The sequence below is a fragment of the Mucilaginibacter flavidus genome, from assembly GCF_024055575.1.
GTDB lineage: Bacteria > Bacteroidota > Bacteroidia > Sphingobacteriales > Sphingobacteriaceae > Mucilaginibacter > Mucilaginibacter flavidus.
On record NZ_JAMXOE010000008.1, the window covers coordinates 177,829 to 203,068 of the forward strand.

The following is a 25,240-nucleotide window of genomic DNA, read 5'->3' on the forward strand; positions in this document are numbered from 1 at the left end:
CGTAACATTATTATAAAAGTTTTTTTGCAAGACAAAAGGTTTAAGTAATGCTTGGCTTCCTGATCGGTAAAGGTATAATAACTATTAGGCTAATTAGCCTATATCTAAAATAAAAATATATTCAAGATTTGGAGCGTGTCACAGCTCCGCGATCCATATGCAATGCAACTTCTTGCTAAAAATGTAAGGAAATACCGTTTGCTTGGTGATTTTTCTCAAGAAGCGTTGGCGAACTTATCCGGTATTGAGCTAAGTACTGTCAGCAGAATTGAACGGGGGCTTTTAAATACAAGCGTTTCTGTGATATTTGCTCTTGCAAAAGCTCTTGATGTTGCCCCTTCAAATCTTTTATCAACGGAATAGCGGCATGTTTATTAATAAATAATTCTAAAAAAAGTCCGTCACCAGATTCCCTATTTAACAGTCCTTTAGTTATGATAAGCAGCCTAACCAAAGGACAAATCTATCTACTCTGAATACACCCATTTTTAATAAAATCCCGTAAGGGTTGGTTGTCAACCAAGGTGTTCCTACACTAACTTTAGCGCATAAAATAATTACATTTTATTATCATAACTATTTGATATACAAAGTTTTATTTGTATATTTGATGTATAGAAAATCACAACAGTAATAATTAAATGAATAACAAAAACACAGATGCAACTCAATTTTCAGAGGAGGAACCGAGTATGAAAATGGTATCGGCACGAACACTTCACTACTTTTTTGACATTAAAACGCCTTTTAATAAATGGTGGGATTATACCTCAGAGTTTAGCTTTGACGAAACGAATGAATATTCGCACGTTCTATATAAAGGTTTAGCTGGCAGAACTATCTCTGATTATGTACTTACCCTGGGATGTGCGGCGTCCATATGCCTCTTACAGCGTACTGACAAAGGGGACATTGCTCGGCATTACTTTAACTCAGTTAATGAGCTAATTCACGATCCGGCAGCAGACCACCAAATAACGATTATTGACGATGCTTTTGGAAACCCATTCAGTCACACTGCGCAAGGTTATTTTCGCGAGAGGCTGGAGTTACTCAAATTTGAGTAGTCATGAGGATTAAGGAGTTTTGATCAGGACTTAAATAGTCTGTGGGAGTTTTAAAAAGAAGACGTGGTGCAATCAGCCATAGATAGTTTTGCAAAATAAGAGGCTGTGTCACATTTATGACCAGCCTCTTATTAATTATCCAGTTATATAAAGCAAAACCTGTTAACCGAATGTCCTTGAATATTTGATTTCACTGTGATCCCCTTTCATAGATTTTCATAACTGGACAACTACTTCACGTCTCCAGGTAGATTATTTTAGCGCCTGGTTCAATTTGTAATGATCCGCAGAATAAATATAGAATGTGTGGTCCGAATTTTCCAAATAAACTATCTCAAATATTCCCCCAACGAAGTCGTTGTACACAGTGTCACCATACATAATTTGGTGGTTAGTCAAATCATCGGCTAACCTTTCGAAGTTCTGTGACTTTGCTGCCGCCACTATTGCATTTCCAAATACCTCACCAGTTCTATCCAATTCTTGCAAAGCATACCAAAAAATCTCTTCTACATTTTCCGTATAGGAACCAAATGTAACTGCAAGTCTAAATAAATTAGCTTGTTCCTGATTGTCCAATGCATCAATAACTTCCATGTAGAATTTCGATTTCTTAAGCATTGGAGCGGAGACTTCGTTCCAGATCGAGAGATCAATATGTTGGGCTCTATCTTTATCAGTTAACATATACTCAACTCCTTTCTTCAGGCAGTCAAAGGTTTCAATTTTATACCCCTGTTGCTGATAGATGACAAATGCGGATTCGTTATCCAGGAGCATCTCAATTTCAAATTCTTTTCGTTTACACTTAAAATGTTTAATAAATGCAGCTGTAAACAACTCATTTGGTATTAATTGCGTGTTGTCTTCGATTGTTTCCATGTTTTTTTGTTGATAAATTTTAAAAGTTTGATTAATAAATGTTTAAAGTTTAATACAGTGATTTAAACTTCACGGGTTTAAATCACTGTTACATCGCCAGGCCACCGTACTACATATTGCCGCTGGAGGATGCTGCCACTCCTACCCTTTCGATTGCGGTGTCAAAGTGTTCATTGATGTTTAGCGCTTGTTTGAGGATCCCTGTTATCAGATCGGCAGTTGCTGGGAGACTGAACATCAGGATAATTGTCTGAGAATCTTTTTTGACGGTTACTTCAAGGTCAAGGATTGTTTTACCTTCTTCATCGTGGCGAAGGTTTACGGATTTAAATGATACCATTTTGGGTGGATTAAGGTGAAATATTTTGTTAATAATGACGTACCCGGATTTTTTAAAAAATGAGCTACTATGTTGCAAGACTGAAAACAAAAACCGAATGCTGTTCAGACATTACGATTTTAACAAGGTATGGGGTACAGGGCGCGCCGGAACAGAGTGGGGGGTACTCAATGAAGTACCTTTCAGCGTGTGATGTATAAGTGGAAAATTTGGGTTGAAAAAAATATTTTGAAAGTTATAGCTATGTAATACAATTTTTGAAAAGGCCATTTCAGCTATTATAAAACAGATGACCAGATTGTTAGAAGTTTAAATTAGTGTCTTTTATAAAGGATAATTTATTTTCGAGAAAATCACTAAACACGTCGCTCAAAATTGAGCAATGTGAAGATTTATGAGTCTTCACCGTATAATGAACCTGAAACTTGAAAAAAAAGCTTTATCAAAGATAACCCTCCTACCGGCTTTAACTAAACTTACGGGGTTTGTCGACAAATGTTACCATTCATAGCTATCTAATCCTATATTAGGCGAGGAGGATTTGATAAAATTTCAAAATAATTAAAACGGTGGGTGTAGGCGAGTATGATACTGAAACGGATACACCAATAGAATTTCAATCTTTAATTTTCAGTAAGCCAGCGATATTTTTTTGAAAAAACTATTGTTATCACACAAATAATTGAAGACGTGATAGTTAACCAACAAACGCAAAAAGCAAAATCCTATTTTGAAATCCGGTTATCAATAATATATTTACAGAGCCAAAAGTCTTATTTAATTAACCAACTTCTTATTTAATTAACCAACTTTAAAGCCTTATTACATTCGCAAACGTGAAACTTATAAACAACCAGGAAACCCGCTTATTTGATGAAGTAAAAAAACAACTGGTTGAAGGATCTGAAGTTTTTATAAGTACTTCTTATTTCAGTGTTAACGCCATCTTTGAATTAGTGCCTGAACTGAATAAGGTAAAGCAAATCCAAATTTTGATTGACGGTGATGTAAACCAGGATATCAGATTTGCTTATGATGAAAGAGAATTCAGCACTTACCTTCATCTGAGAGCGAAGTATATAGCCGAAAGAACCTTAGCTGTAGTAAAAGACAAATGCGAGATTCGCTATGGCAACATGGGTGGACAAAAGTTTATTCTCATAAAAAACGGAAATTCAACACATTGTTTTTCAATAGCCCCACACGACCTGAATTTAATCAGTTTCGGATTACTGCCTTCGACATCTCCCGTTATTACTACGTCATTTGAGGATGTAGGTGATCAGTATCATAGTCTTTTTAACCGTTTCTGGAGTAATAGCACCAAGGATATTAAAGATTCTGTAATTGCAATAATTCAAAACGCCTGTTCAAATCACAAACCGGAGGATATCTACAAGTTTAGTCTTTACAATATTTTTCAGAATGCGACTATTGATGAAGCATCCGAACAACGGCTGAAAAAGATTGGGTTTAAAGACACCCTCATATGGAGTATGCTTTATAATTTCCAGCAGGATGCGGTGCTCGGGGCTATTGATAAAATTGAAACATACGGTGGATGTATTATAGCCGATAGCGTGGGCCTGGGAAAAACGTTTGAGGCATTAGCTGTAATGAAATACTACCAGATGCGAAATGACCGTGTCCTGGTTCTATGCCCCAAAAAGCTTAGGGATAATTGGATAGTATATGCCCAAAATGATGTACGGAATATCCTTACAAAAGACAGGTTTAATTTTGACGTTTTGAACCATACTGATTTATCAAGGGAGTCTGGTTATTCAGGTGATATAAATTTGGAAACAGTAAATTGGGGTAACTATGATTTGATTGTGATTGATGAATCGCACAATTTCCGGAATAACCCGCCCAAAAGGGAAGGCATTACCCGCTACCAGCGGCTGATGAACGATATTATAAAATCAGGTGTAAAAACCAAAGTACTGATGTTATCGGCCACGCCGGTGAACACCAGGATGAATGATATTAAAAATCAAATAGCCTTTATTACTGAGCAAAATGATACAGCCCTGGCGCCGTTTGGCATAGGAAGTATTGATATTACCCTACGGAAAGCGCAGCATAAGTTTAACCAATGGCTTAAAGCCAGAGATGGCGACGAATTTAACCGGGATTCTTTGATTGAGAGTCTCGACGGTTCATATTTTAAAATACTCGACCTGCTTACAATTGCCCGTTCCAGGAAGCACATCCAAAAATACTATGATGTTACCGATATCGGAAAGTTTCCTGAACGGATGGCTCCTGAAACAAAAACCTCAGATTTTGACATTAATGGAAAGTTTCCTGCAATTGATATCGTAAATAACGAGCTTAATGCGTTAAATCTAAAGTTCTATTCACCATTATCATACGTACGGGAAGACCGTAAGGAAACGTATGCGGCTAAATATGATATTACTACTTCAACGGGAAGCATATTTAAACAGGTAGAACGGGAAAGCAGTTTGATCCACCTGATGCGGGTAAACCTGTTAAAGCGCCTGGAGAGCTCAATTCATTCCTTTTACCTTACCCTGGAGTCGTTATTACGACAGATAAACTATTTGCTTGAAAAAGTTGACCATGCCCAAAGCAACAGCCTGTTTGATGCCAATCTGGATATCAATGATATTGATTTTGATGATGACCTGCTGGAGGATTTGCTGGTTGGCGGAAAGGTAAAGGTGTTACTACAGGATATTGACCTAATCCGATGCCGTGAAGAATTGATTGATGATAAAAAGAGGATCACCGCATTGTTATCAATAACCAAAGTGATTGATATAGATAGAGATGCAAAACTCATAGACCTTAAAAAACTGATTGGTGATAAAATAGGCAACCCTATTAATCCCGGTAATAATAAGATAATTATTTTTTCCGCCTTTGCAGATACCATCATTTATCTTTATGATAACCTGCACCAATGGATCAGGGACGATCTTGGCTTATATGCTGCTCAGGTTACCGGTGGAGATACCAATAGAACCAATTTACCTAATTGCAGGACAGATCTAAGTTCAGTATTAACCAACTTTTCACCACTATCAAAAAGAAGGGATCAGGTATTTCCGGATAATAAAACAGATATAGATATTTTGTTCTGCACGGATTGTATTTCTGAAGGGCAAAACTTACAGGATTGCGATTACCTGGTAAACTACGATATCCATTGGAATCCTGTAAGGATTATACAGCGCTTTGGCCGAATAGACCGTATAGGCTCAAAAAACCAACGGATCAAACTCGTTAACTTTTTCCCTAATCTCGACCTGGATAATTATATCGACCTTATCAGCCGCGTACAAGGCCGCATGCAAATACTGGATGTTTCTGCAACCGGTGATGACAATATAATCGATGAAACATCCGGACAAAATCAGGACTTGGAATATCGCAAGCGGCAGCTCAAACAGCTTAAAGAAAAAGTGCTTGATCTGGAAGATATCGAAGGCGGTATCAGCATTACTGACCTGACTTTTAATGACTTTAAGATTGATGCTGATCGCCTTACTTTAGAAGACAGGGAAAATTATAACTTATTACCCAAAGGCATATATGCAATAACACAGGTAAACTTAACTGATGCTGTTAAAGGCGTGATTTTTTGCCTCAAGAACACCGGTGTGGCTGTTTCCGATGCCTTCAGCAATAATGCCATTTACCCATACCACTTATGTTACGTGGGTACGGACGGCAAAATTTTCATCCCGGGAAACAATCCTAAAAAATGCCTCGATTATTTTAAAAAGCTATGTTTGGGTCATAATGAGCTTTTAAATGACCTAATTGCCGCGTTTAACAAGGAAACTAAAGACAGTCGGTTAATGGAGGCTTATACAGTGCTTTTAACGGCAGCTATAGCTAACTTAAACGGCGTGGAAGATGAACTTGGCTTGGATACGCTGGCAATACCTGGAGGCACTAAAATGAGCAAACTAAGTAAGGAGAATTATTTTGAACTGATCTCTTTTTTAGTGATAAAATAAATGGACGTTATAAATAGGATATTGCAGTTACCTGAAAGATGCCTTTTAAACAAAAAAATAACCAAGGCTTTTTTTAAACGTAATTTTGACCTTACCAGTGCCGAAAGATCATTATTAGACGACTACAATGTTATTGAGGCGATTAACTGGGTAGCCACCATCAGCCCGGCAAACTCAAATATTATAGCCTGGAAAGACGAACAGTATATTTATGAAGAGGTACAGGTGATCACTGTACAAACAACTGTTGATGATTTTGTACGCAACAAGCAAAAAATTGCTGAACTGATACAAAAGTATATTCCGTATCCAATAATACTTTGCATTTATAATGACCAGGCTTTTGTATTTAACACCTTCGATAAAAAGATAAACCAAAATGATAGCAGCAGGCGAACCATCGATAAAAGATATTTTAGTGAGGATATTTCACAAAGTACCCCAACAAAAAACCAGCAGGATTTTTTAAATAGTATTAATTTCACCAACTTAGACAAAACTAACCTGCAAACCTATTACAATGCCTATACGCAGCGTATCATATCTTTGCAGGTAGCCAGCCTTTCGGGTGTATATATACCACGAACGCATAACCGTACTCAGGAAGACTTAAAAAGGTTAGAGCGAATTGAGGAGTTAAAAAAAGAGATAATCAGCCTGCAAAATCGGGCTAAAAAGGAAACTCAACTGAACCAACGTGTTCAATTGAATGTTGCGATAAACGATAAACGAAAAGAAATAGAACGCTTAACCGCGTTAATTTAATATATTAATGGAAAAGATTACAGCCGGCCATCCGCTAAGCCAAAGTGAAGATATTGTAAAACAAAACCTGGAAACTTTAAAAACGTTGTTCCCTACTATCGTGAAAGAAGGTAAAGTTGATATTGAGGAATTAAAGGCTTTGTTGGGTGACGAAGTAGAAACCGGGGATGAGTTTTATCGCTTTACCTGGGCAGGAAAAAACAAGGCCCGGCAAGAGGCCAATAAGCCAAGTACCGGGACTTTGAGGCCTAATACTGCAGAAAGCAAAGATTGGGACACCACACAAAATATTTTTATTGAAGGTGATAACCTCGAAGTGCTGAAACTGCTTCAAAAAAGTTATGGCGGTCGTATCAAAATGATTTATATAGATCCGCCCTATAATACCGGTAATGACTTCGTATATAAAGACAACTACGCGGATAATTTAGCTAATTATCTTGCCATTAGTGGCCAGGCGGACGAAGAGGGCCGAAAGTTAAGTACGAATACTGAAAGCGATGGACGTTACCACAGCAACTGGCTGAATATGATGTATCCGCGTCTTAAATTGGCAAGAAATTTGTTAAAAAATACAGGTGTAATATTTATAAGTATAGATGAAAATGAATACCATAATCTTCGGAAGCTATGTGATGAAATTTTTGGTGAAGAAAACTTCATAGCAACTTTTATATGGAAACGAAGGCAAAATGTTGATAGCCGCTCCAAGAACGGCGCATCCGTTGATCATGAATATATTCTATCCTACTCACGTTTAGAAAATGGCATAAGGGGCGCTGACAAAGATATGACCAAATACGCTAATCCAGACAATGATCCAAAGGGTGATTGGATGAGTGCTGATATGACGGGACTTGCAACAGCAGATCAACGCCCGAATTTGCACTACGATCTAATAGACCCTAAAAAAGGCATTGTTTATAAATGCCCACCGACAGGTTGGAGGTATGAAAAATCAAGAATGGCTGAACTACTCAGCAAAAATGAAATTTTATTTCCAAATAAAGAAGAAGGACGACCACGAAGGAAGAAGTTTTCGCTTGATTTGGAAAGCGAGTTTACAGGTTTTTCAACAATATTAAACACTGTGTTTAATACGCAAGGGACAAGAGAGTTAAGGCAACTATTCGACGACAATGAATATTTTGATTTTCCGAAACCAAAAGATTTCATTGTTGAATTCTTGAAACAAGGTATGACAAAGGAAGATACGGTTTTGGATTTCTTTGCTGGGTCAGGTACTTCAGCACATGCTACTATGCAACTGAATGCCGAGGATAATGGTACCCGTAAATTCATTTGTGTGCAATTGCCAGAAAAAGTTAAACCTGGCACACAAACTCAAAAAGCTGGTTATAATACTATAGCGGATGTTACCAAGGATCGAATTCGGAAAGCAGGTGATCAAATCAAATCTGGAACTAAAATTAACTTATTTAATGTCTCTGAGTTCAAGTTGGATATTGGTTTTAAGAGTTTCAAACTGGATACTTCCAATTTAAATTCATGGGATGGTAGTGTAGAAAACTTTGAACGAAATATTTTCAATTCGGCCAGCAATATCAAAGAGGGGCGGACTGAAGATGATATACTTTATGAAGTTTTATTAAAAACCGGTTTAGATTTATCCCAGCCTATTGACGAAAAAGTAATTGCCGGTAAAAAAATATTTAGCATAGGTTTGGGTGCGCTCTTTATTTGCCTGGCAGACAATATAAATACCGAGGTAGCAGAACACATAGGTCAATGGAAAGCCGAACTGGAGCCATCAACCTGTAGAGTGATATTTAAAGATAGCGGCTTTACAGATGTGGACAAAACCAATTCTGTACAGGTCTTAAAACGTTACGGTATAACCGAAGTTAACTCCATATAAATATCAGCAAACATCCATGCAAATAAAATTTGAAAGTGAACTGGATTACCAGCATGATGCTATAAATGCTATTGCCGATATTTTTAAAGGGCAAGAAACTTGTACCAGCAACTTTACTGTTTACTCACCAGCCTACCTCGCCCAGCAAAAAACCATGGAGTTTAACCAAATAGGTTATGCCAATAAAATGCAACTCACCGACGGGCAGATATTGGATAATGTTCAAAAACTCCAGCTCCGCAACGGTTTAAAGCCATCCGTAAAACAGGAAGTGGATATTAAGCATCTTGATTTTTCGATAGAGATGGAAACGGGTACAGGTAAAACATACGTTTACCTGCGAACCATTATGGAAATGAACAGGCAATATGGCTTTACCAAGTTCATAATTGTTGTGCCTTCAATCCCAATAAAAGAAGGGGTTTATAAAAGTTTACAGATCACCGAAACCCATTTTAAGGAGCATTATAACAACATCCCCTACAAGTATTTTATCTATGATAGTTCGCAATTAGTTGATATACGTGATTTTGCCACTAACCCCTTATTACAGATCATGGTTATCAACATTGATGCATTTCGCAAAAGTTTCGAAGATGAAAAGGATGAAAAGAAAACGGCCAATATTATCCACAGATATAACGATAAGTTAGGCTATAAGCCGTTACAATTGATCCAGGATACCCGGCCAATCGTTATTATTGACGAGCCACAATCAACCATCAGTACCCCACTCGCAAAAAAAGCAGTGAAGGGTTTAAATCCGATGGCCATTCTGCGCTATTCGGCTACGCACAAGGAGAAACTTAACCAGATGTACAAGCTGGATGCCATCGATGCCTATAACAAGCAATTAGTAAAACAGATTGAGGTAGCCTCGGTAAAGGTAGAAGGCGCGGCCAGCAATGGGGCCTATGTAAAATTGATCTCGGTTCAAAACAAAAAAGGCATCTCCGCAAAAGTTGAGGTGGATGTTTTACACAATGGCTCCCGGACCAGAAAAGTTATTGAGATAAAGAAACCTCAGGACCTGTTGCAAAGCACCCATATCCAGGAGTATGATGGCTTCCAGGTAAACGATATTTACACCGAAGAAGGGAATGAATATGTTGAATTTATTAATGGAACGGTATTAAAATTAGGTGAAACTGTTGGCGCTGTTGATGAAACTTTAATAAAGCGGATGATGATCCGTAAAACAATACAGGAACACCTGGATAAGGAGTTGAAGTTAAATCCCTTAGGGATTAAGGTACTGAGCCTGTTTTTTATTGATGCGGTGAAACATTACCGGATTTATGACGAAGATGGCAATATGCAGAATGGTGATTACGCCAACATTTTTGAAGAAGAATACAAGAAGCTGATCAATCACCCAAGATATCGGTCGCTATTTAATGAGATCAAGGATGTTGACGAAAACGCCCACCAGGTCCATAACGGGTATTTTTCAATTGATAAAAAAGCTAAAGCCAGTAATAAAAAAGAAAAGTTTGAATTCTATAAGGATACATCGGGCACGGTAGCTGCTGATGAAGACACTTATAACCTGATCATGAAGGATAAGGAGCTGCTACTGAGTTTTGATTCAAAACTGCGCTTCATCTTTTCACATTCAGCGTTGAAAGAAGGGTGGGACAACCCGAATGTATTCCAGATCTGTACACTAAAAGAAGCCGGATCATCCGAGATTCGACGTCGCCAGGAAATTGGTCGTGGATTGCGTTTAGCGGTGAATCAGGATGGTGAAAGGGTCAGGGGCTTCGATATTAATACCCTTACAGTAATGGCCAGTGAATCATACGAAAGTTTTGTAGATAATCTCCAAAAGGATTTTGAGAAAGAAACAGGAATAGTTTTTGGCCTGTTACAGACCCACAGCTTCAATAACATTATCGTAGCCATGGAGGGAACTGATCCTGTATTTTTTGGTCAGGAGAACTCAGCTATCCTTTTTGATTACTTAATGCTAAAGGGGTATATTAACCCACATGGCAAGGTCCAGGATTTATTGAAAGACGATTTGCGTACAGGAAATTTAGCGCTTCCTGAACATCTGGAGGAGCATATTAAGTCCCAGGTTACTGTTGTATTGAAACAAACAGCCGGTAAGCTTGAAATTAAGCGCAACGAAGATAAGGAGACCATAAAGGTAAACAAAGCGGTACTACTAAGCCCTGATTTTAAAGAACTTTGGGATAAAATAAAATACAAAACCACATATGCAGTGGATTTTGATTCCAATAAACTTACAGCAGCTTGTCAACAACAGATTAGTAACCGGGTAATTGTAAGCCGTGGAAAACTGGTGTACGAAAAAGCAAGTTTAAGTATCACAACTGGAGGGGTCAATGTTTTAAACGAACCCGATGTTGAGTACGGCGTGGTCAATCAAGAGGTAGAAATTTTGCCGGACATTGTCACATATTTGCAGAATGAAACTCAGCTAACTCGAAAATCAATAGTTCAGATCCTAAAAGGCTGCACCAATCTCAAATACTTTAAAATAAATCCCCAAAAGTTTATAGAGGGTTGTATTGAAATCATCAACGAACAAATGCACTTGCATATAGTGGATGGCATTGTGTACACAAAGATTGGTGAACACGATGTTTACAGCCAGGAACTTTTTGAAAAAGCGGAGTTATCAGGCTATTTAAAAAGCAATATGATTGCTTCAACCAGGTCCCCCTATGAATATGTTGTTTACGATAGCGGTATAGAATCAGACCTGGCAAGTGAGTTCGAAAGAAATAGTAATGTTAAAGTATATGCGAAACTACCCGGCTGGTTTAAAATTGATACACCGCTGGGGACATACAATCCGGATTGGGCAGTGTTATTTGAGCTTGAAGGTGTAGAAAAGCTGTTTTTTGTAGTTGAAAGCAAGGGCTCTATGGGATATGACTTTCTTCGCCCATCAGAGCAGGGAAAAATAGAATGTGGCAAAAAACACTTTGAAGAACTGGCCAATAAAACAGGTAGCAATATCACCCTGGAACACGTTACAAATATTGATGATTTTGTAAACAAAGCGATGGCGAAGGCCTTTAAGAAGACTAACTAATGGTAAATTGCACCAGCCTTTTACTTCGTTCACCCCTATAATTAAAACCACTCTTCATGAGTAGTATTTTCGTTGCTAAGACTGACATTAAGGAATATTTACAGGATCGGGATAGTATTATATTATATACCGCGTTAACAGACGAACCCTTCTGGAATGGAATATTTGACCCATTAGAATATTTTAATCAACTGTATTCAGAGGTTTCATTTTTCATAGAACATGCTTCCAATTATTTAAGTGTTAAAGAGCACTTTCTCAAACTTACCCTAAAGGATAAACAACGATATTTATTACTTCACACTTTAATTGTAATTGTAAAAAGACATTTTTATAATGAAGATAACTATTGTGGTGACCATGAAACAATGTCCATTTCAATCATCCAAAAATTGTATGATGAAATAGATAATAAGATATTTCCCTTTAGAGAAGAACTATCTCCGACTGTTTTTGAAGACCCAACTTTTATTCCGACTTCAGGGAAGGCGTTTTTCGTACCATACCGAAAGATTAACCGAAGTATTTTACCATATAGGGATGTTCCTCCCTTTTTAGATAGAAAATTCAACTTTAGCGAGGTAACAAAAAAGTTAGGAGAATTATCACACGGGGATGAAAAAATAAAATACTTGATTGAAATATCAACAGAATATCAACATCTTGGACATGAGGGTTTTCCGATAGACAAGTCTGTTGTTAAACAGTACGATTTGGAAATAAGAAAGTTAGAAAGGATAGGCACCGTTAATAATCCCAATCCTGAGATAACGCCAAGTAACCGATTAAATGACTTTTCGAATGCACAAGTTGTTTTAATATTTCATTATTTCTACGAGTACTGCAAGCTTAAAAGTGTAATCATTGATAAAACAACACTGGCGAAATTTATTCACCTGGTGGTAGGCAAAAGGGTTACTAAAATCGCGAACTCGGAATTTTATAAGAAGTTAAATAAAGCACCTAATTTCGGATCAAACAAACCACTCATACAAGATTTGGAGGTAATTAAGACTCTATTTCAAGATGTTGAGTTATCAGAAATTGTTGAATTAATCGAAACTGAAATCAAGACTGCTCACCGAAAGGAAAATTAAGTAACTGATTTATATTTAGTTAAAAATATAGGCCCACCCAATTGGGTGCCCCAATCTTGAAAAGCAACCGCACATTTGTGTTTTATCAATTTATAACACAAAATGACAAATTTAATTTCTAACCAACTATCACTCGCAGAAATAAGAGAATTATTTCCGCAGAAGTCGCGGTCGTTTTTAGAGGAAAAGAATCATCAAGATTTTACACGTCCAAAAACTGATCTCCTATTAAACACTAAACAGGCGGCTGAACATTTAAGCCTTGCTTTAAGCACCCTCTATGGGCTTAATCACCGCCAAGGAATACCCGTTTTCAAGATTAGAAAACGATTGCACAATTTAAAATCTGTCTTAAACATCTGGATTAAGACCGCACGTCAGAATAACAACCCAGACATTAGTGTTGAGGCAGATGCTTATGTTAGGCAACTCAGGTCAAACAGGAGGAATGCCGCATGAGAAATCAAATATGGTACAACTCCCTGGAAGTTTCAGACTTGCTCAACATGAAAAATTTAGGTCGCAGTAAGCTGCTAGCCTTTTTACGTGACCAAAACATCCTATCAGGAAACAACACCCCGCATCCTGAATATATAGTATCCGGACATTGTGACGTTTTTTACAAACCCATATTATATTTTAACGGCGGGATTAGGAGCTACGCTACGGTTCCTTTGTTTTCTAAAGCTGGAATAACACTTATTAAAACTCTCATCAATCAAAAACATGTCTAAAACAACTAAAACTATATTAACAGGCGTCAGCGCGCCTGTTGGGATCACGCAGCCCGATAACATTAAAGTGCAAGTCGAAACCTATTTAAGTACTAACTATGACATTCGTTATAACGAGGTATTAGGAATGGTAGAATACAAGCGCAAGTGCGATAGCAAATTTGTGTTGATTACGGACTATGTAACCAATAGCCTTGAACGGGAAATGATACTGGATGGAATTCCTTGTAACGTTACGTTGTTACGTAAAACTTTAAAATCTGATTACTCACCCATATACAATCCGTTCGAAACTTACTTTAATGGGTTACCTGCATGGGATGGTCACACGGACCATATAATGGAGCTATCAAAGACAGTAACTACCACGGACGATTTTTTATGGCATACCTGCTTTCGTAAATGGTTAGTGGCAATGGTTGGTTGCGCCTTAGAAGATGACGTGGTTAACCATACGGCAATCGTATTCGCAGGAAAACAAGGACTGGGCAAGACAACCTGGATATTGAATTTATTACCAGCTGCATTAAAGCAGTATTGTTATTCCGGTACAATAGATGCCAAAAACAAAGACACCGTAATAAACCTGAGCGAAACTATACTAATAAATATGGATGAGTTAGAAACACTTAAGTCAGCTGAAATCGGTGCTTTAAAAGAGCTTATAACAAAATCAAGCATCCGCCTACGCCGATCTTTTGGCACCAACCATGAAACCATGCCAAGAAGAGCGTCCTTTGCGGGCTCCGTTAATGGAAAAGAGTTTTTAAGCGATACATCGGGAAACAGGAGGTTCCTTACTTTTGAAGTGACTTCTATTGACTATAAACATAACATCTCCTTAGAGGATGTGTATGCTCAGGCCCTGCAGTTATTTAATAGCGGCTTCCAGCACTGGTTTAACCCGATTGAAATTGCGGAGATTAATAAAAACAATGAACAGTTTAGAAGTTTGGCTGTTGAAGAAGAGCTGTTAACGTTATATTTTGAATCCTGTGCAGAAGATGAAGCTGACTATTTTTACAGCGCAACAGAAGTAATAAACTGGCTCGGATTAAAAGCGAAAATCAGCCTTTCAGAAGGCTCAAAAATAAAAATGGGGAAAGCGTTAAGGGCATGCGGGTTTCTTCGGCTTAAACGTCGCGACAGGTATGTATACGCCTTAAAGGAAATATGCCATGTACCAAACCTACCAACTACTAACTCCTTAAGTACAAAGAATCTTGTTGAAGGGCTATTTGGATAGACGGTAGGTAAGGTAAGAAGTTTTCACCTAAACTAATCCTTAAGTCTGCCGAGCTATAAAGTTGGTTCGGCAGACTTTTTTAACTTTTTGGCTACCTACCTACCTACCTACCTACCTACCTACCTACCTACCTACCTACCTACCTACCTACCTACCTACCTACCTACCTACCTACCTACCTACCTACCTACCTACCGGACGAGGGAGGGCCTGCATGTCAGCAGAAATCGATAGCATAAAGCTATCCTTTCATAAAATACAGCCTAATAAATATAGTTTCCGAATAAAGAAAAAGACAATTTGTTCCCGATGCAATTTTATCTATTCATAAATTATGACTGATTATTTTTTAGAACATTTTTATACAATATTCAATAACAGTTTTTTAAGATTTTGTTATCCCCATTTTCCCGATAAAGATATCGAACGCCAAATTCAATATTCCAGTAGGCTTGGCCGGAAGTTTTTACTTAACTACGTATTTGAAGGTTAATAGCGTTTTTTTCCGCAAAGGCGATAGCTGATTTTAACGGGATTGCAAAGGTGTGTAGGAGCTGAAAATTAACACTTTCATTCAGGAGCATTACTAATGATTCACAAATTAATAGTTGTTGAAGTTTATCTTATTCCCACCGGAGGCATACACAGCCATTAAGATGGTTTCTAAACCAGAAATAAAAAAGTAAACTTGTATTTCAAGGATACAAAGACCATTTTTTCGATGCTTTGTGTTTGAAAAACCGAAAGTTATGTGGATATTGCTTTCAATTTAACTCAATGAACAACAGAAGATTAGCTTGGTTAATATTGGGCGCGGTGAGCTTATCGCCTGTTATTTTTGCGCAAACTAAGCCCAACAATGAGATTTTGGGTAAAGTTTACGAGATAAACAGCGGCAATAAACCGGTTTTTGCTGCTCAGGTGTCTGCGTCTGGTGCCAATTCTAAAACAACAGATTCGAAAGGAGTTTTTGACCTGAGTTTCGATCAGATTCCCCCTGGACGAACAGTGATGATCTCTTTAAGCTACGGCGACTGGAGGGTCATTAACGACAAAGAACGAGTCACCAAAATACCAGATGATCGCCTCGATACGATCAGTTATTTTATGTGCTCACAAAAGGTAATAGACGAAAAACGCGCCAGCTATTATAATATTTCTGTGGCCAGTGTCGCTAAAACATATAAGGCAAGATTGAATGCGCTGGACCCGACTCGGAAAGATTTTGCGGCCCGTAAAAAAAATATTGACGAAGAATATGCCAGCCTGACGCAACAGCTCTTCTCTTATGCAGAATCCTATGCAACCAAGAACTATGACCGAGCAAGCGTGTTAGAGAAACGTTCGCTTGATTTTTTCCTCCAAGGTAATCTACCTAAAGCCATTGCCTTACTAGAACAGGGCAAACCGATCCAGGGAATGAAGATCGCACGTAATACGATGGATCAGGCACAAAAAGTCGTTGACGCTCAGCGGAAACTGTTCCTTCTTCACCTAGAAGAATCTAAATCTCTGGCCGGTTATTATCTGCTACATTTTGACTATGCGAAAGCTAAAGAAGTTTATCTGGCAATAGCCACTTATGATCCAGATAGCTTTGGCTCTGTCTACCATTACGCAATGTTCTTAAACGACCAAAATGACACACAAGAAGCCTTGACATGGCTAGAAAGAAGCCGGCCGCTGGTTAAAGATAGCGTGCAAATGATGATTTATTATCAGTTGAAAGGTGAACTTCATCAACAAATACCCAATGATACTTCTTATTTAGCGAACTATCGGGCCGCAGAAAGTTTGTCACACTACGTACTGCTGATTGACCCTTATTATTATCAACCTAGGATGGTTTCGATTGAAAGGCACTTGGCTGAAAATTACCTCTCCCGACAGGAATTCCCTATCGCAAAACGATATTATTTCCAAGCGCTCCAAAGATGTCAGAAGCAGAACGATCCCGCTTTTGCCGATCTAGAATATCAATTGCTATTGGGAATATCTCAGTATTATGCGTGCCAGTACAGAGCAGATAGTGCCTTATACTGGGCGAACTCAGCGCTTCAGTTTCAGGCTAAAACACCGATAAGTAAAGAACAATCAGCCCTTGATCCAGCTGATGCCTATTCCCAGTTAGGGTTAATCGCCATATTGAAAAATGATTACAAGACCAACGAACACTATGCCCGCCTGGTGTTAGACGCTCATTTAAAAAGCGCTGTTAAAAACCCAAAGTCTTTTCAACTGGATCTTCCATCCGATTATTATAGTTTGGGCAACAGCCTTTTTCGGCAGGGTTACTACAAAAAAGCCAAGCCCTATTTATTGTCGAGCTTAAAGTGGTTTGACCGGCTCAAAACCGCCCACCGCTTGAACCAACCAGAATTATTAGGCACTGTTTACGGTTTGCTAGCCAATATAGCCGATGAGTTGAAGACACCCGATCAGAAATTCTACGAGGAGAAATATTTAGCTGCCGGTGTAAAGGCCTATCGGGAAGACACTATCCGCCACGCTCAATTATATGGAAAATTACTTACCAATTATGCCATTACCTGTTACCGTCGTTCGGATTATGCCTTGGCTATAAGGTATTTTCAAACCGCCATCGGTATATTTGAACGGATGAACCGCGATCAGCAAGGTATATATAATTCCCTATTAAATATTTCACATTGTTTCTTGGGCAAATGCTATATTGAGTTAGGGCGGGATTCCGATGCATTGCCTCATTTATTATTAGCAGCAAGCTTGTCTGACCAACTTCTGAAAGATGATTTCAGCGCATTTGCCGACGATGCCGATTTGGCTTATAATGAATTAGCAAATTACTACTCTGTAAATCAGTCTTTTGAGAAAAGCACTGCTTATTATATGAAAGATTTAAACATTGCGAATCACCAGTCCACAAAAGATCCGTCTGAATACATGACCGTTTATGATGGGTTGGGCTGGCTCCAACAGCAACAACACAAACTGGATTCGGCAATCTTCTATTATCAGCAAGTCGTTACATACGCGGCGGGATCAGTAGACCCAGATATCGTTTTTCACCTTGGTAAGGCATATTGCAATCTGGCGGAATGTTATACCGAACAACAAAATCGCGAACACGCCAATACTTCACTTGAGCATGCGCAGTCCAGCTTTCAACGTTTATCGGCCAACGATCCCGAATTTGAAACTTTACCGGCGCGAATCAATGCCGTCAGAGGTGATATTGCGCTTCAGGATAAGTCATACAAGACCGCGAAGAATTACTATCGCTTGGCTCTTGCCGTTTATACGCGACATAAAGAAAAGAATGCGAGCCCCATCCGCCGCATCAACGAAAAACTAAAAACCATTCCAGTCCAATGAACAAAAATCTAATCACCGCCGTACTAGGATTTTCCTTGATTCTACTACTCCTCTACTTGACCTTTTTCAAACCTTGTTTGAATGACAATCAGTATATGATCATACGGATCGTGCTTTCAGTCAGTGTCGCTGCGTTGGCTGCCGTAATCCCTGGCTTCCTGAACGTACGTTATAGTAACACAATCAAAGCGGGGGGCGCGCTGGGGGTGCTAGTTTTAACCTTTTTTTATACTCCTTCCGTAATCGCTCACAGCAATTACTGCGATGACTTTGTGTTTACTGTCAGCCTGCATGACACTTTGGGAAATGTTAGGACAGGGAGCGGAGGGCGGTTGCTAACACAAGTTAACGGCGAGGCCAAAATCGTCACGATTGATGAGAACGGTTCGGCCACGTTTAAAAATATTAGCGGCGGGCTGCGCGATTCCGTGATCAGCTTGCAACTTCAATTGGAGGGCTGGCGTTTTAAGAATTATAGTAATCTGATCAAAATCCGGTTACATGGCGTCGGTATAAGTATCCCGTTGGTACCTGATGACAGCGAATGTTGTATAACTGGTTCGGTCAAGGATGCTACAGGTTACCTCGCGGGAGTTAAGCTTAGCATCGGTGACAAAGTGTTTTATACGAATGCAGACGGGCGATTCAACATCAATATCCCGCCTTCAGAACGCCGGCCAGAATACAAACTCATTGTCCATCACCCGCCATATGTGTGGGAAAACACTGTACATCCCCGGACACATGATGAAGTCGAAATCAAACTACAGTAGAAAATCAGTGACCTGTAGATGCGAAAGACGTGGATAATCCAACATTGAACGTTCATCATCTTAGCTACAATCCAAGGCGAAAAGTAATTTTTTTCGTCCATCAGCGATTTATATGGTGAATAACACTGTACCCGTCGAATATATTTTGACAGATATAACCATCTTGGACGTGAGTGAATAACTGAGATCCGGCCCGGACTACTTGGCCGATCGAACGTGGTTAATAATCTTGACCGAAGTTTTGCTAGTATGCTACCCCGAAGATGTTGTGCCTTTACTAAAGATAGCATTAACAGTGATAACTACCAAGGAATCAGTTTCTTTAAGGTGGATGCGGCATCAAATCCAGGGAATAGTATTGGACCGCTGAACCTTAAAGGTGATAATTCTGTCATAGGGATATTGGTTGGTGGAAGCGCCAAACATGCGCAAGGTTAAAATATTGAATTAAAAAAAATGTTATGAAGGTGAGATTACGGAATGGAGATATTAAATTTCGACAGACAAATTGTTTGAGTGAAGATTTATCTTAATAATAATATTCTGGATCTGTTAAACTTCATCCCAACATCACATCGTTATTGATCATAGATGTCAAATCTTCGGTTGATCGAACTTGGGATCGAGGGATATAATACCGATTGAGTATAGTATTAACGTCATATTTAAAAGGAAAAATTTAATTTCTAAAAGGCTTTTATAGGTATTCATCAATGTTATTTTATACATCAGGATTGTCCTCTAAAAATTGATCAACGTTTGGATTTGGTCTTTTTCACTAATTTTGGCCGAAATAAATTTAACACCTTAAGGTTTATCAATAATACTCCAGCGGTTTCAAGACAAGAAACTGTTACTTTATGTTTTGAATCCACGTATTTCAGCGTCATTGCAATATCCTTGTTCGGCACCAGACAAATATTACGTGGTATATTTACCAGTTGTGTTGAGAATAATAAGTTGTATTTAGTGAGTCTGTGTGGGATAAATAGTTTTTTTTTTCAAATGTGCAAAATCAAAATTGTTTAAAGATTAAATTAATAGCTGTAGTGTACCTAGTCATAAAATGATTGACCTATCTTTTTCATAGTAGAGCTAAAAAATCCGTTGAGTTTTCTTCTGACTCACGAAAAAACTGCAGTACTTTGAGATTTGCCTCGTCGAGAATATCCCAATCTTTTTTGATATAAATGTCGGTAACAGCGTGGGCACGATCAACATGATTCATTGCTAATGAAACATCGTCTTTTGAAACCCTACATACATTCCTGGCAATGGTTGCCCAGCTGTGTCGTGCATAATATAATCTAACGTCTTCTGCTATTTTCAGGTTTGCTACTAACTGTAGTAATCCAACATTTAACATACTGTTAAATACCTTACTCGTGGAGTACATTTCATGAAATCTAAATATTTTCTTGCCTGTTAAATCTCTGTATTTATCTATCAGTTCTTGTGCCTCTGGTTCAATTTTGATAGAAATAAACGCTTTATCTTTTCTTCTGCCTGTTGTTTTAGCCCTCATATAATCGATCCTGCCATTTTTAACTTCAGTAACATTAAACATATCAGCGGTATTCATCCCTATGAGATAAAATGACAACATGAATAAATCCCTGCCGAGTTCCATCCGGGAACCTGGCCGAATATCTTTGTAATCCCTAATCATTTTTATGTGGGCGGGTTTCACACTTTTCTCTTCTGGATCCCCAATAGCTTTACCAACTTTATATTTATTAAATGGTGAGTTTTTTATTTTTATATCATCATGCTCTTCATCATTAAATTCATTTTTAGCTTCATTAAACAACTTTCGAATACAGCTCATTGTATCAATTATACCATTTTTAGCACCGTCAGAGTGATAGGTAACCTCATTGCCGAATTGATTTATTCGAGTGTAATCGCGGGGAGTTTTTAAAAACTCTTCCAACTTGTCCAGGTTTTTATGATTAATCTCGGTTGTCAACACATTGTCTCTGCCAAAAAAATCAACCAGGTTATTTATAGCGCGTGTAAATTTTGCAGCGTAACTCCCTCGTCCAAGCTTGATAAGTTTTTCTATATAGGTTTTACCAAAAGCAATAAAATTAATGGTACCATCACCCGCCTTAGATACTCTTGCTTGAAGTTGGTCAGCAAGCTCCCTGGCGTTATAAAGGTTGATCTCCTCCCCCATTTTGTTAGCTTCCTGGTAATATGATTTTTCCAGGTCGTTCTTAGTGTTTATAATATTTCGATCTTTAAACTCGAAGTTACCCTTCAGTTGAGACTTAGTAACAAAATAGGTAGTATTATTGTAAACAGTAACTCTCTTGTGTGTTATCCGAACTTTAACATTAAATTTTCCGTCCTTTTTTTCTTGATGTTCGAGTACAAGTACGTTGAATGTGGCCATGGTTTTTGTAAAACATTTGTAAAACATTTTCTCATATTTATTTGAGTTATGCCTTATTGACAGCCAAAATACCGAATTACAATGGGAAAAACAGGGAAATAACAACAAAAATACAGGTATAAAACATTGACAAGGAAAAAACAGAAAAAGTAGTAAGCATGTAGAAAGCTTACCTTATACCATGTTTGGACGAGGGTTCGAATCCCTCCGGCTCCACTTTTCATTAAAAGAACCACCTGTAAATTAATACTTTACAGGTGGTTCTTTTATTTAGGGGACACTATTGGGGACAACGCAATAAATCTTTTCTTCATAAAATTAGAGTTCTATTGCAATTAGTCTAAAAATGGTTAAAAGTTTAAAAATACTGTATTTAAGAGCGAACTCAAAGGAACAAGACAGCTACAAATTAATCTATACTTATAATATGTGAATGCTTACCTTGGTAAAAAATTAAGAATCGCCTAAATCGATGAAAATTAACTACAGAGGTACTAAATGGTATAAGTGCGATTTGCATGTTTGCCTACCATAGCTATGTTAATGAAGTGATCGCCCCGCGCGTTGATATAGCTATTTTCAACCTCGTAAGCACCTGGTGCCAAATCGGCATCTGTTATCCCATTTTTAATGGTGATTTTCACATGGACGGTTCCGGTATAAATGGGTGGGCTGATCTGTGCCAATAGCAGGTACGGACAGACGCAAAACAGGAAAACAATATTTTTTTCATATCGGCTATGATAATTGCCTTTTGTTTTACGATTGACGTTACTTCAACGGTGTTAAATAAACCCAATGTCTGGTACGCATATTGCCCGAAACATTATCGGTGTATTGGTCCCAAAAATTCACATCGGCACCCGGAGCAAATCCATGTGGGGTCATATGGTCAAGCGGCGGGGTTGGAAATGACAATGGAACTGTGGTAACATCCTCGTCGGGTTTGCTGTCTTCCTTCACAACACCGCCTAGCGATATTTTTTTACCGATATCCGATGTTTCTATTTTTCCATTTAGCATAAAGCTGATGCTACCGCCTGTTGTATTCAGTTTGCCGCTGGTGATGGTTAATAGTTCACCCCTGCCGGGTGTTATTTCGAAAGAAAACAATTGTGGGTTGCAACTGCTTACATCACGAATATTGGGCGGAAGCCTGGCAGATGGCGTTGTCGAAGCCTTAACAAACAGGTCAGCGCCCAGTTCAAATTTGCATATATCCATTTGCACCATGGTATAAGCAACACCGCCGTTGGTTGATCCGCAAGAATATATGGTGCTCTCCATGGTTTTTAATTCCCATTTTGGGGCAATCACGTTGATACTTTTGGTGGCGATAATTTTTTTGCCCTTTGCATCTTTAATACTGGCCGCAATAGCTATTACCGGTTTGGATGGCATGGTTAACGGGGCTACGTATTTATAAGTACTATTGCCCGTTTTGATGACAGTGCCAAACTCGGCGTTACCATTGTTTACACCATTTATCATCAGGGCATCGGGCAAAATGTTCAAGGGTTTACCGTTCTCTTTTGTCTGTACCGTTATGGTCAACTCTTCGCCCGGAAAAACTACACTTTGGGCGTGTTTAAACGCTAAGTTAATGGTTAAAACTTGCGCCTGTAAAAATCCTGGCAGGGCAATCAGCAGGGCGGCAATTAATTTTTTCATAGCGATGGTGGTTTATTTCAGCTCAGTGATCCATTGTTGGGTGATATCGCGCGGGCGGCAGTGGATGCCAAATATTTAAGATTTTTCATAACAGTGTGCTTTTACTGTTTTGTAAGGTACATAGTCATATCCACGCTTCCGGTAGATTTTTTTTGCTTAAAAGAAATGGTGCAGGCGGATGTTGAAAGTGAAAGGATATTAATATGGGCACTGTCTTTTTCCATTTGCTTGCCACCAACTAATTCATGATCGTTAATAAAATGAAATTTACCGGTATCCTGCCTGGTGCCCACATGGCTTATAATTGTGCCATCTTTATCAATTAAATAATAATCACCCGTCGCGCCTTTCATGGTATCCGTCATCAATGGTTTGCCATCGGGACCACCAACTTTTATTAACGCGTTATCAAGTTTCCATTTACCATATATTTCACTTTTGCTTATACTTGCGCCGGATTCATTTGTGATATTGCCACTATTGGTGTTCTTATTATTATTACAGGCAAAAGCCAGTATTGTCATCATTAAAAACACTGTCATCATTTTCATATAAACTATTTTTAGGTTAAGTTATAGTTTCACAAACTCTACACGACGATTATTGGCCTTACCATCGGGGGTAGTATTATCGCTAATAGGTTTGCTTTTACCGTAGCCTTTTGAGGTCAATCGGCCACCATCAATCCCCATGGTAATTAATTGCGCTCGAACAGCGTCAGACCGGGCTTGCGATAGTTTTACATTTGCCACGTCATCGCCATCGCTATCGGTATGGCCGCCCACTTCAAAACGCACTTCGGGATTATCTTTTAGTATCTGCACTATCCCGTTTAGCGTACCCATACTTTCGGGTTTGATATTGGCTTTGTTAATATCAAAGTTGATTCCGTGGGTGACGATTTTGGTATCGGTGAATTTTTTACCGATAATGTTCATACCGCCGCCGTTGGCAATTTTAACATTGGTAAAAATTATAGGGGCATTTTCACTTCCAATACCATCAAAAACCAACCGGTATGGCTTGTTTTCCAAATTGGGGTTCACACAAACGCGGTACTGATCAACATAGGTTTTCATCTGTCCCTCTTTGTAAATAAGGGCGACGTGATGCCATTTATCGTCGAAGTTGGTGGCCAGCGCTTCTGGGAAAGTTTTTAACACTTCGCCAACATGCACGTTATCATGGCCAATAACCACCCTGAACTGCCATTCGTTGCCGCTGGCCGGGTCTTTGTAATAAAAATCCACCCCAGGTGCATCGCTGTATGAACCATAACCTATATCAGTTACTTTTTTATAAATAAAATCAAATTCGAGGGTAAATGAATCCCCCAGGTAATGATCTTTTTTCATTCGGGGGGCCACTACGCCATAATTGCCGTCAGTTATAAGTAAACTGGGTTTATCATCTACCCTATTCATTACTGCCTGGCCATTTACCAATTTCCAATGCGACGGAAATTCTCCGTTTGTGTCATCTGTAAAATTATCTTCAAAAACTATTTGCTCACCAGGCACAAAATCATAGTTCTGATAGGTCTTAAACGCAGGAACAACACCGCCGGGATCTGACGATGGACTTAAGCTATTGCTTGCCGAAGCCGCAGCCTGACTTGGGGCATTAGAGGTTGATTTAGTAGTTGCCGCTTTAGGATTCTTTTTAGTCCGTGAAGCAGTTGCGGCTATCGAATCGGGCGAGTCAACTACCTTTTGAGCACCTTTATCCATGGCAGCATCAACTTTTTGGGCGGCTTTGTCTTTTATCTTATCAGTAAATTTTTTAAGCAGTTGCGCGTTAGCATTAAGCGTTGCCATGGCCGATAGCAAGGCAACAAGTACGATGATCCGTTTCATAATAATATGGTTTTAATATTTGCCAAATACCAAGTTAAGGTTTAATAACACGCTTAAAACGAATATCTGTTGGTTAGCGGGAACTGGGGAACAAGTGGCGGGATGGTGGGAATAAG

18 protein-coding genes are annotated in these 25,240 nt (G+C 38.7%); 11 read left to right on the forward strand and 7 right to left on the reverse strand.

The features are described from left to right. Positions 1-162 precede the first annotated feature (162 nt). Both NAF19_RS14460 and NAF19_RS14465 read left to right on the forward strand, forming a co-directional pair. Entirely contained in the window at positions 163-363 is a 201-nt protein-coding gene (locus tag NAF19_RS14460; RefSeq protein ID WP_252790772.1) for a helix-turn-helix domain-containing protein, read from the forward strand. 278 nt (positions 364-641) lie between these two features. Next, positions 642-1,067 carry an antA/AntB antirepressor family protein gene (locus NAF19_RS14465; protein ID WP_252790773.1) on the forward strand — a complete coding sequence of 142 codons (426 nt, stop codon included), beginning with the start codon at positions 642-644 and terminating at the stop codon, positions 1,065-1,067. A 252-nt stretch (positions 1,068-1,319) separates the two neighbouring features. On the opposite strand, the gene NAF19_RS14470 is transcribed toward NAF19_RS14465, so the two are convergent. After that, positions 1,320-1,949: a hypothetical protein gene (locus NAF19_RS14470; protein ID WP_252790774.1), complete on the reverse strand. Its 630-nt coding sequence runs from the start codon at positions 1,947-1,949 to the stop codon at positions 1,320-1,322. A 109-nt stretch (positions 1,950-2,058) separates the two neighbouring features. Beyond that, a complete protein-coding gene (locus NAF19_RS14475; RefSeq protein ID WP_252790775.1) occupies positions 2,059-2,289 on the reverse strand; it encodes a hypothetical protein in 231 nt (76 codons plus the stop codon). An 836-nt stretch (positions 2,290-3,125) separates the two neighbouring features. Here NAF19_RS14475 and NAF19_RS14480 point away from each other — a divergent pair. The 9 genes from NAF19_RS14480 (at position 3,126) to NAF19_RS14520 (ending at position 19,199) form a co-directional block, all read left to right on the forward strand. Beyond that, a complete protein-coding gene (locus NAF19_RS14480) occupies positions 3,126-6,284 on the forward strand; it encodes a helicase-related protein (protein ID WP_252790776.1) in 3,159 nt (1,052 codons plus the stop codon). Further along, entirely contained in the window at positions 6,285-7,049 is a 765-nt protein-coding gene (locus NAF19_RS14485; RefSeq protein ID WP_252790777.1) for a DUF4391 domain-containing protein, read from the forward strand. It begins immediately after the preceding gene. 7 nt (positions 7,050-7,056) lie between these two features. Beyond that, positions 7,057-8,928, forward strand: coding sequence for a site-specific DNA-methyltransferase (locus tag NAF19_RS14490; protein ID WP_252790778.1), 1,872 nt, complete (start codon positions 7,057-7,059; stop codon positions 8,926-8,928). A 16-nt stretch (positions 8,929-8,944) separates the two neighbouring features. Beyond that, entirely contained in the window at positions 8,945-11,995 is a 3,051-nt protein-coding gene (locus NAF19_RS14495) for a type III restriction-modification system endonuclease (RefSeq protein ID WP_252790779.1), read from the forward strand. 56 nt (positions 11,996-12,051) lie between these two features. Beyond that, positions 12,052-13,092 carry a hypothetical protein gene (locus tag NAF19_RS14500; RefSeq protein ID WP_252790780.1) on the forward strand — a complete coding sequence of 347 codons (1,041 nt, stop codon included), beginning with the start codon at positions 12,052-12,054 and terminating at the stop codon, positions 13,090-13,092. 102 nt (positions 13,093-13,194) lie between these two features. Further along, the gene (locus tag NAF19_RS14505) at positions 13,195-13,551 is read left to right on the forward strand and encodes a helix-turn-helix domain-containing protein (RefSeq protein ID WP_252790781.1); all 357 of its coding nucleotides are present in this window, start codon (positions 13,195-13,197) and stop codon (positions 13,549-13,551) included. Positions 13,552-13,818: 267 nt separating this feature from the next. Next, complete coding sequence (locus NAF19_RS14510) at positions 13,819-15,072, forward strand: VapE domain-containing protein (protein WP_252790782.1); 1,254 nt, start codon at positions 13,819-13,821, stop codon at positions 15,070-15,072. A gap of 777 nt (positions 15,073-15,849) precedes the next feature. After that, a complete protein-coding gene (locus NAF19_RS14515; RefSeq protein WP_252790783.1) occupies positions 15,850-18,426 on the forward strand; it encodes a tetratricopeptide repeat protein in 2,577 nt (858 codons plus the stop codon). Next, the gene (locus NAF19_RS14520) at positions 18,423-19,199 is read left to right on the forward strand and encodes a peptidase associated/transthyretin-like domain-containing protein (protein ID WP_252790784.1); all 777 of its coding nucleotides are present in this window, start codon (positions 18,423-18,425) and stop codon (positions 19,197-19,199) included. The genes NAF19_RS14515 and NAF19_RS14520 overlap by 4 nt, the downstream gene beginning before the upstream one ends. A 1,084-nt stretch (positions 19,200-20,283) precedes the next feature. Here the strand turns inward: NAF19_RS14520 and NAF19_RS14525 are convergent. From NAF19_RS14525 to NAF19_RS14545, 5 genes are all read right to left on the reverse strand, one after another. After that, positions 20,284-21,597: a phage integrase SAM-like domain-containing protein gene (locus NAF19_RS14525; protein WP_252790785.1), complete on the reverse strand. Its 1,314-nt coding sequence runs from the start codon at positions 21,595-21,597 to the stop codon at positions 20,284-20,286. 494 nt (positions 21,598-22,091) lie between these two features. Continuing rightward, on the reverse strand, positions 22,092-22,283 hold the full coding sequence (locus tag NAF19_RS14530) for a hypothetical protein (RefSeq protein WP_252790786.1): 192 nt from the start codon (positions 22,281-22,283) through the stop codon (positions 22,092-22,094). Positions 22,284-22,368: 85 nt separating this feature from the next. Further along, on the reverse strand, positions 22,369-23,268 hold the full coding sequence (locus NAF19_RS14535) for a hypothetical protein (RefSeq protein ID WP_252790787.1): 900 nt from the start codon (positions 23,266-23,268) through the stop codon (positions 22,369-22,371). 101 nt (positions 23,269-23,369) lie between these two features. After that, entirely contained in the window at positions 23,370-23,819 is a 450-nt protein-coding gene (locus NAF19_RS14540; protein WP_252790788.1) for a hypothetical protein, read from the reverse strand. Positions 23,820-23,840: 21 nt separating this feature from the next. Continuing rightward, on the reverse strand, positions 23,841-25,124 hold the full coding sequence (locus NAF19_RS14545; protein ID WP_252790789.1) for an OmpA family protein: 1,284 nt from the start codon (positions 25,122-25,124) through the stop codon (positions 23,841-23,843). Between the last annotated feature and the right edge of the window lie 116 nt (positions 25,125-25,240).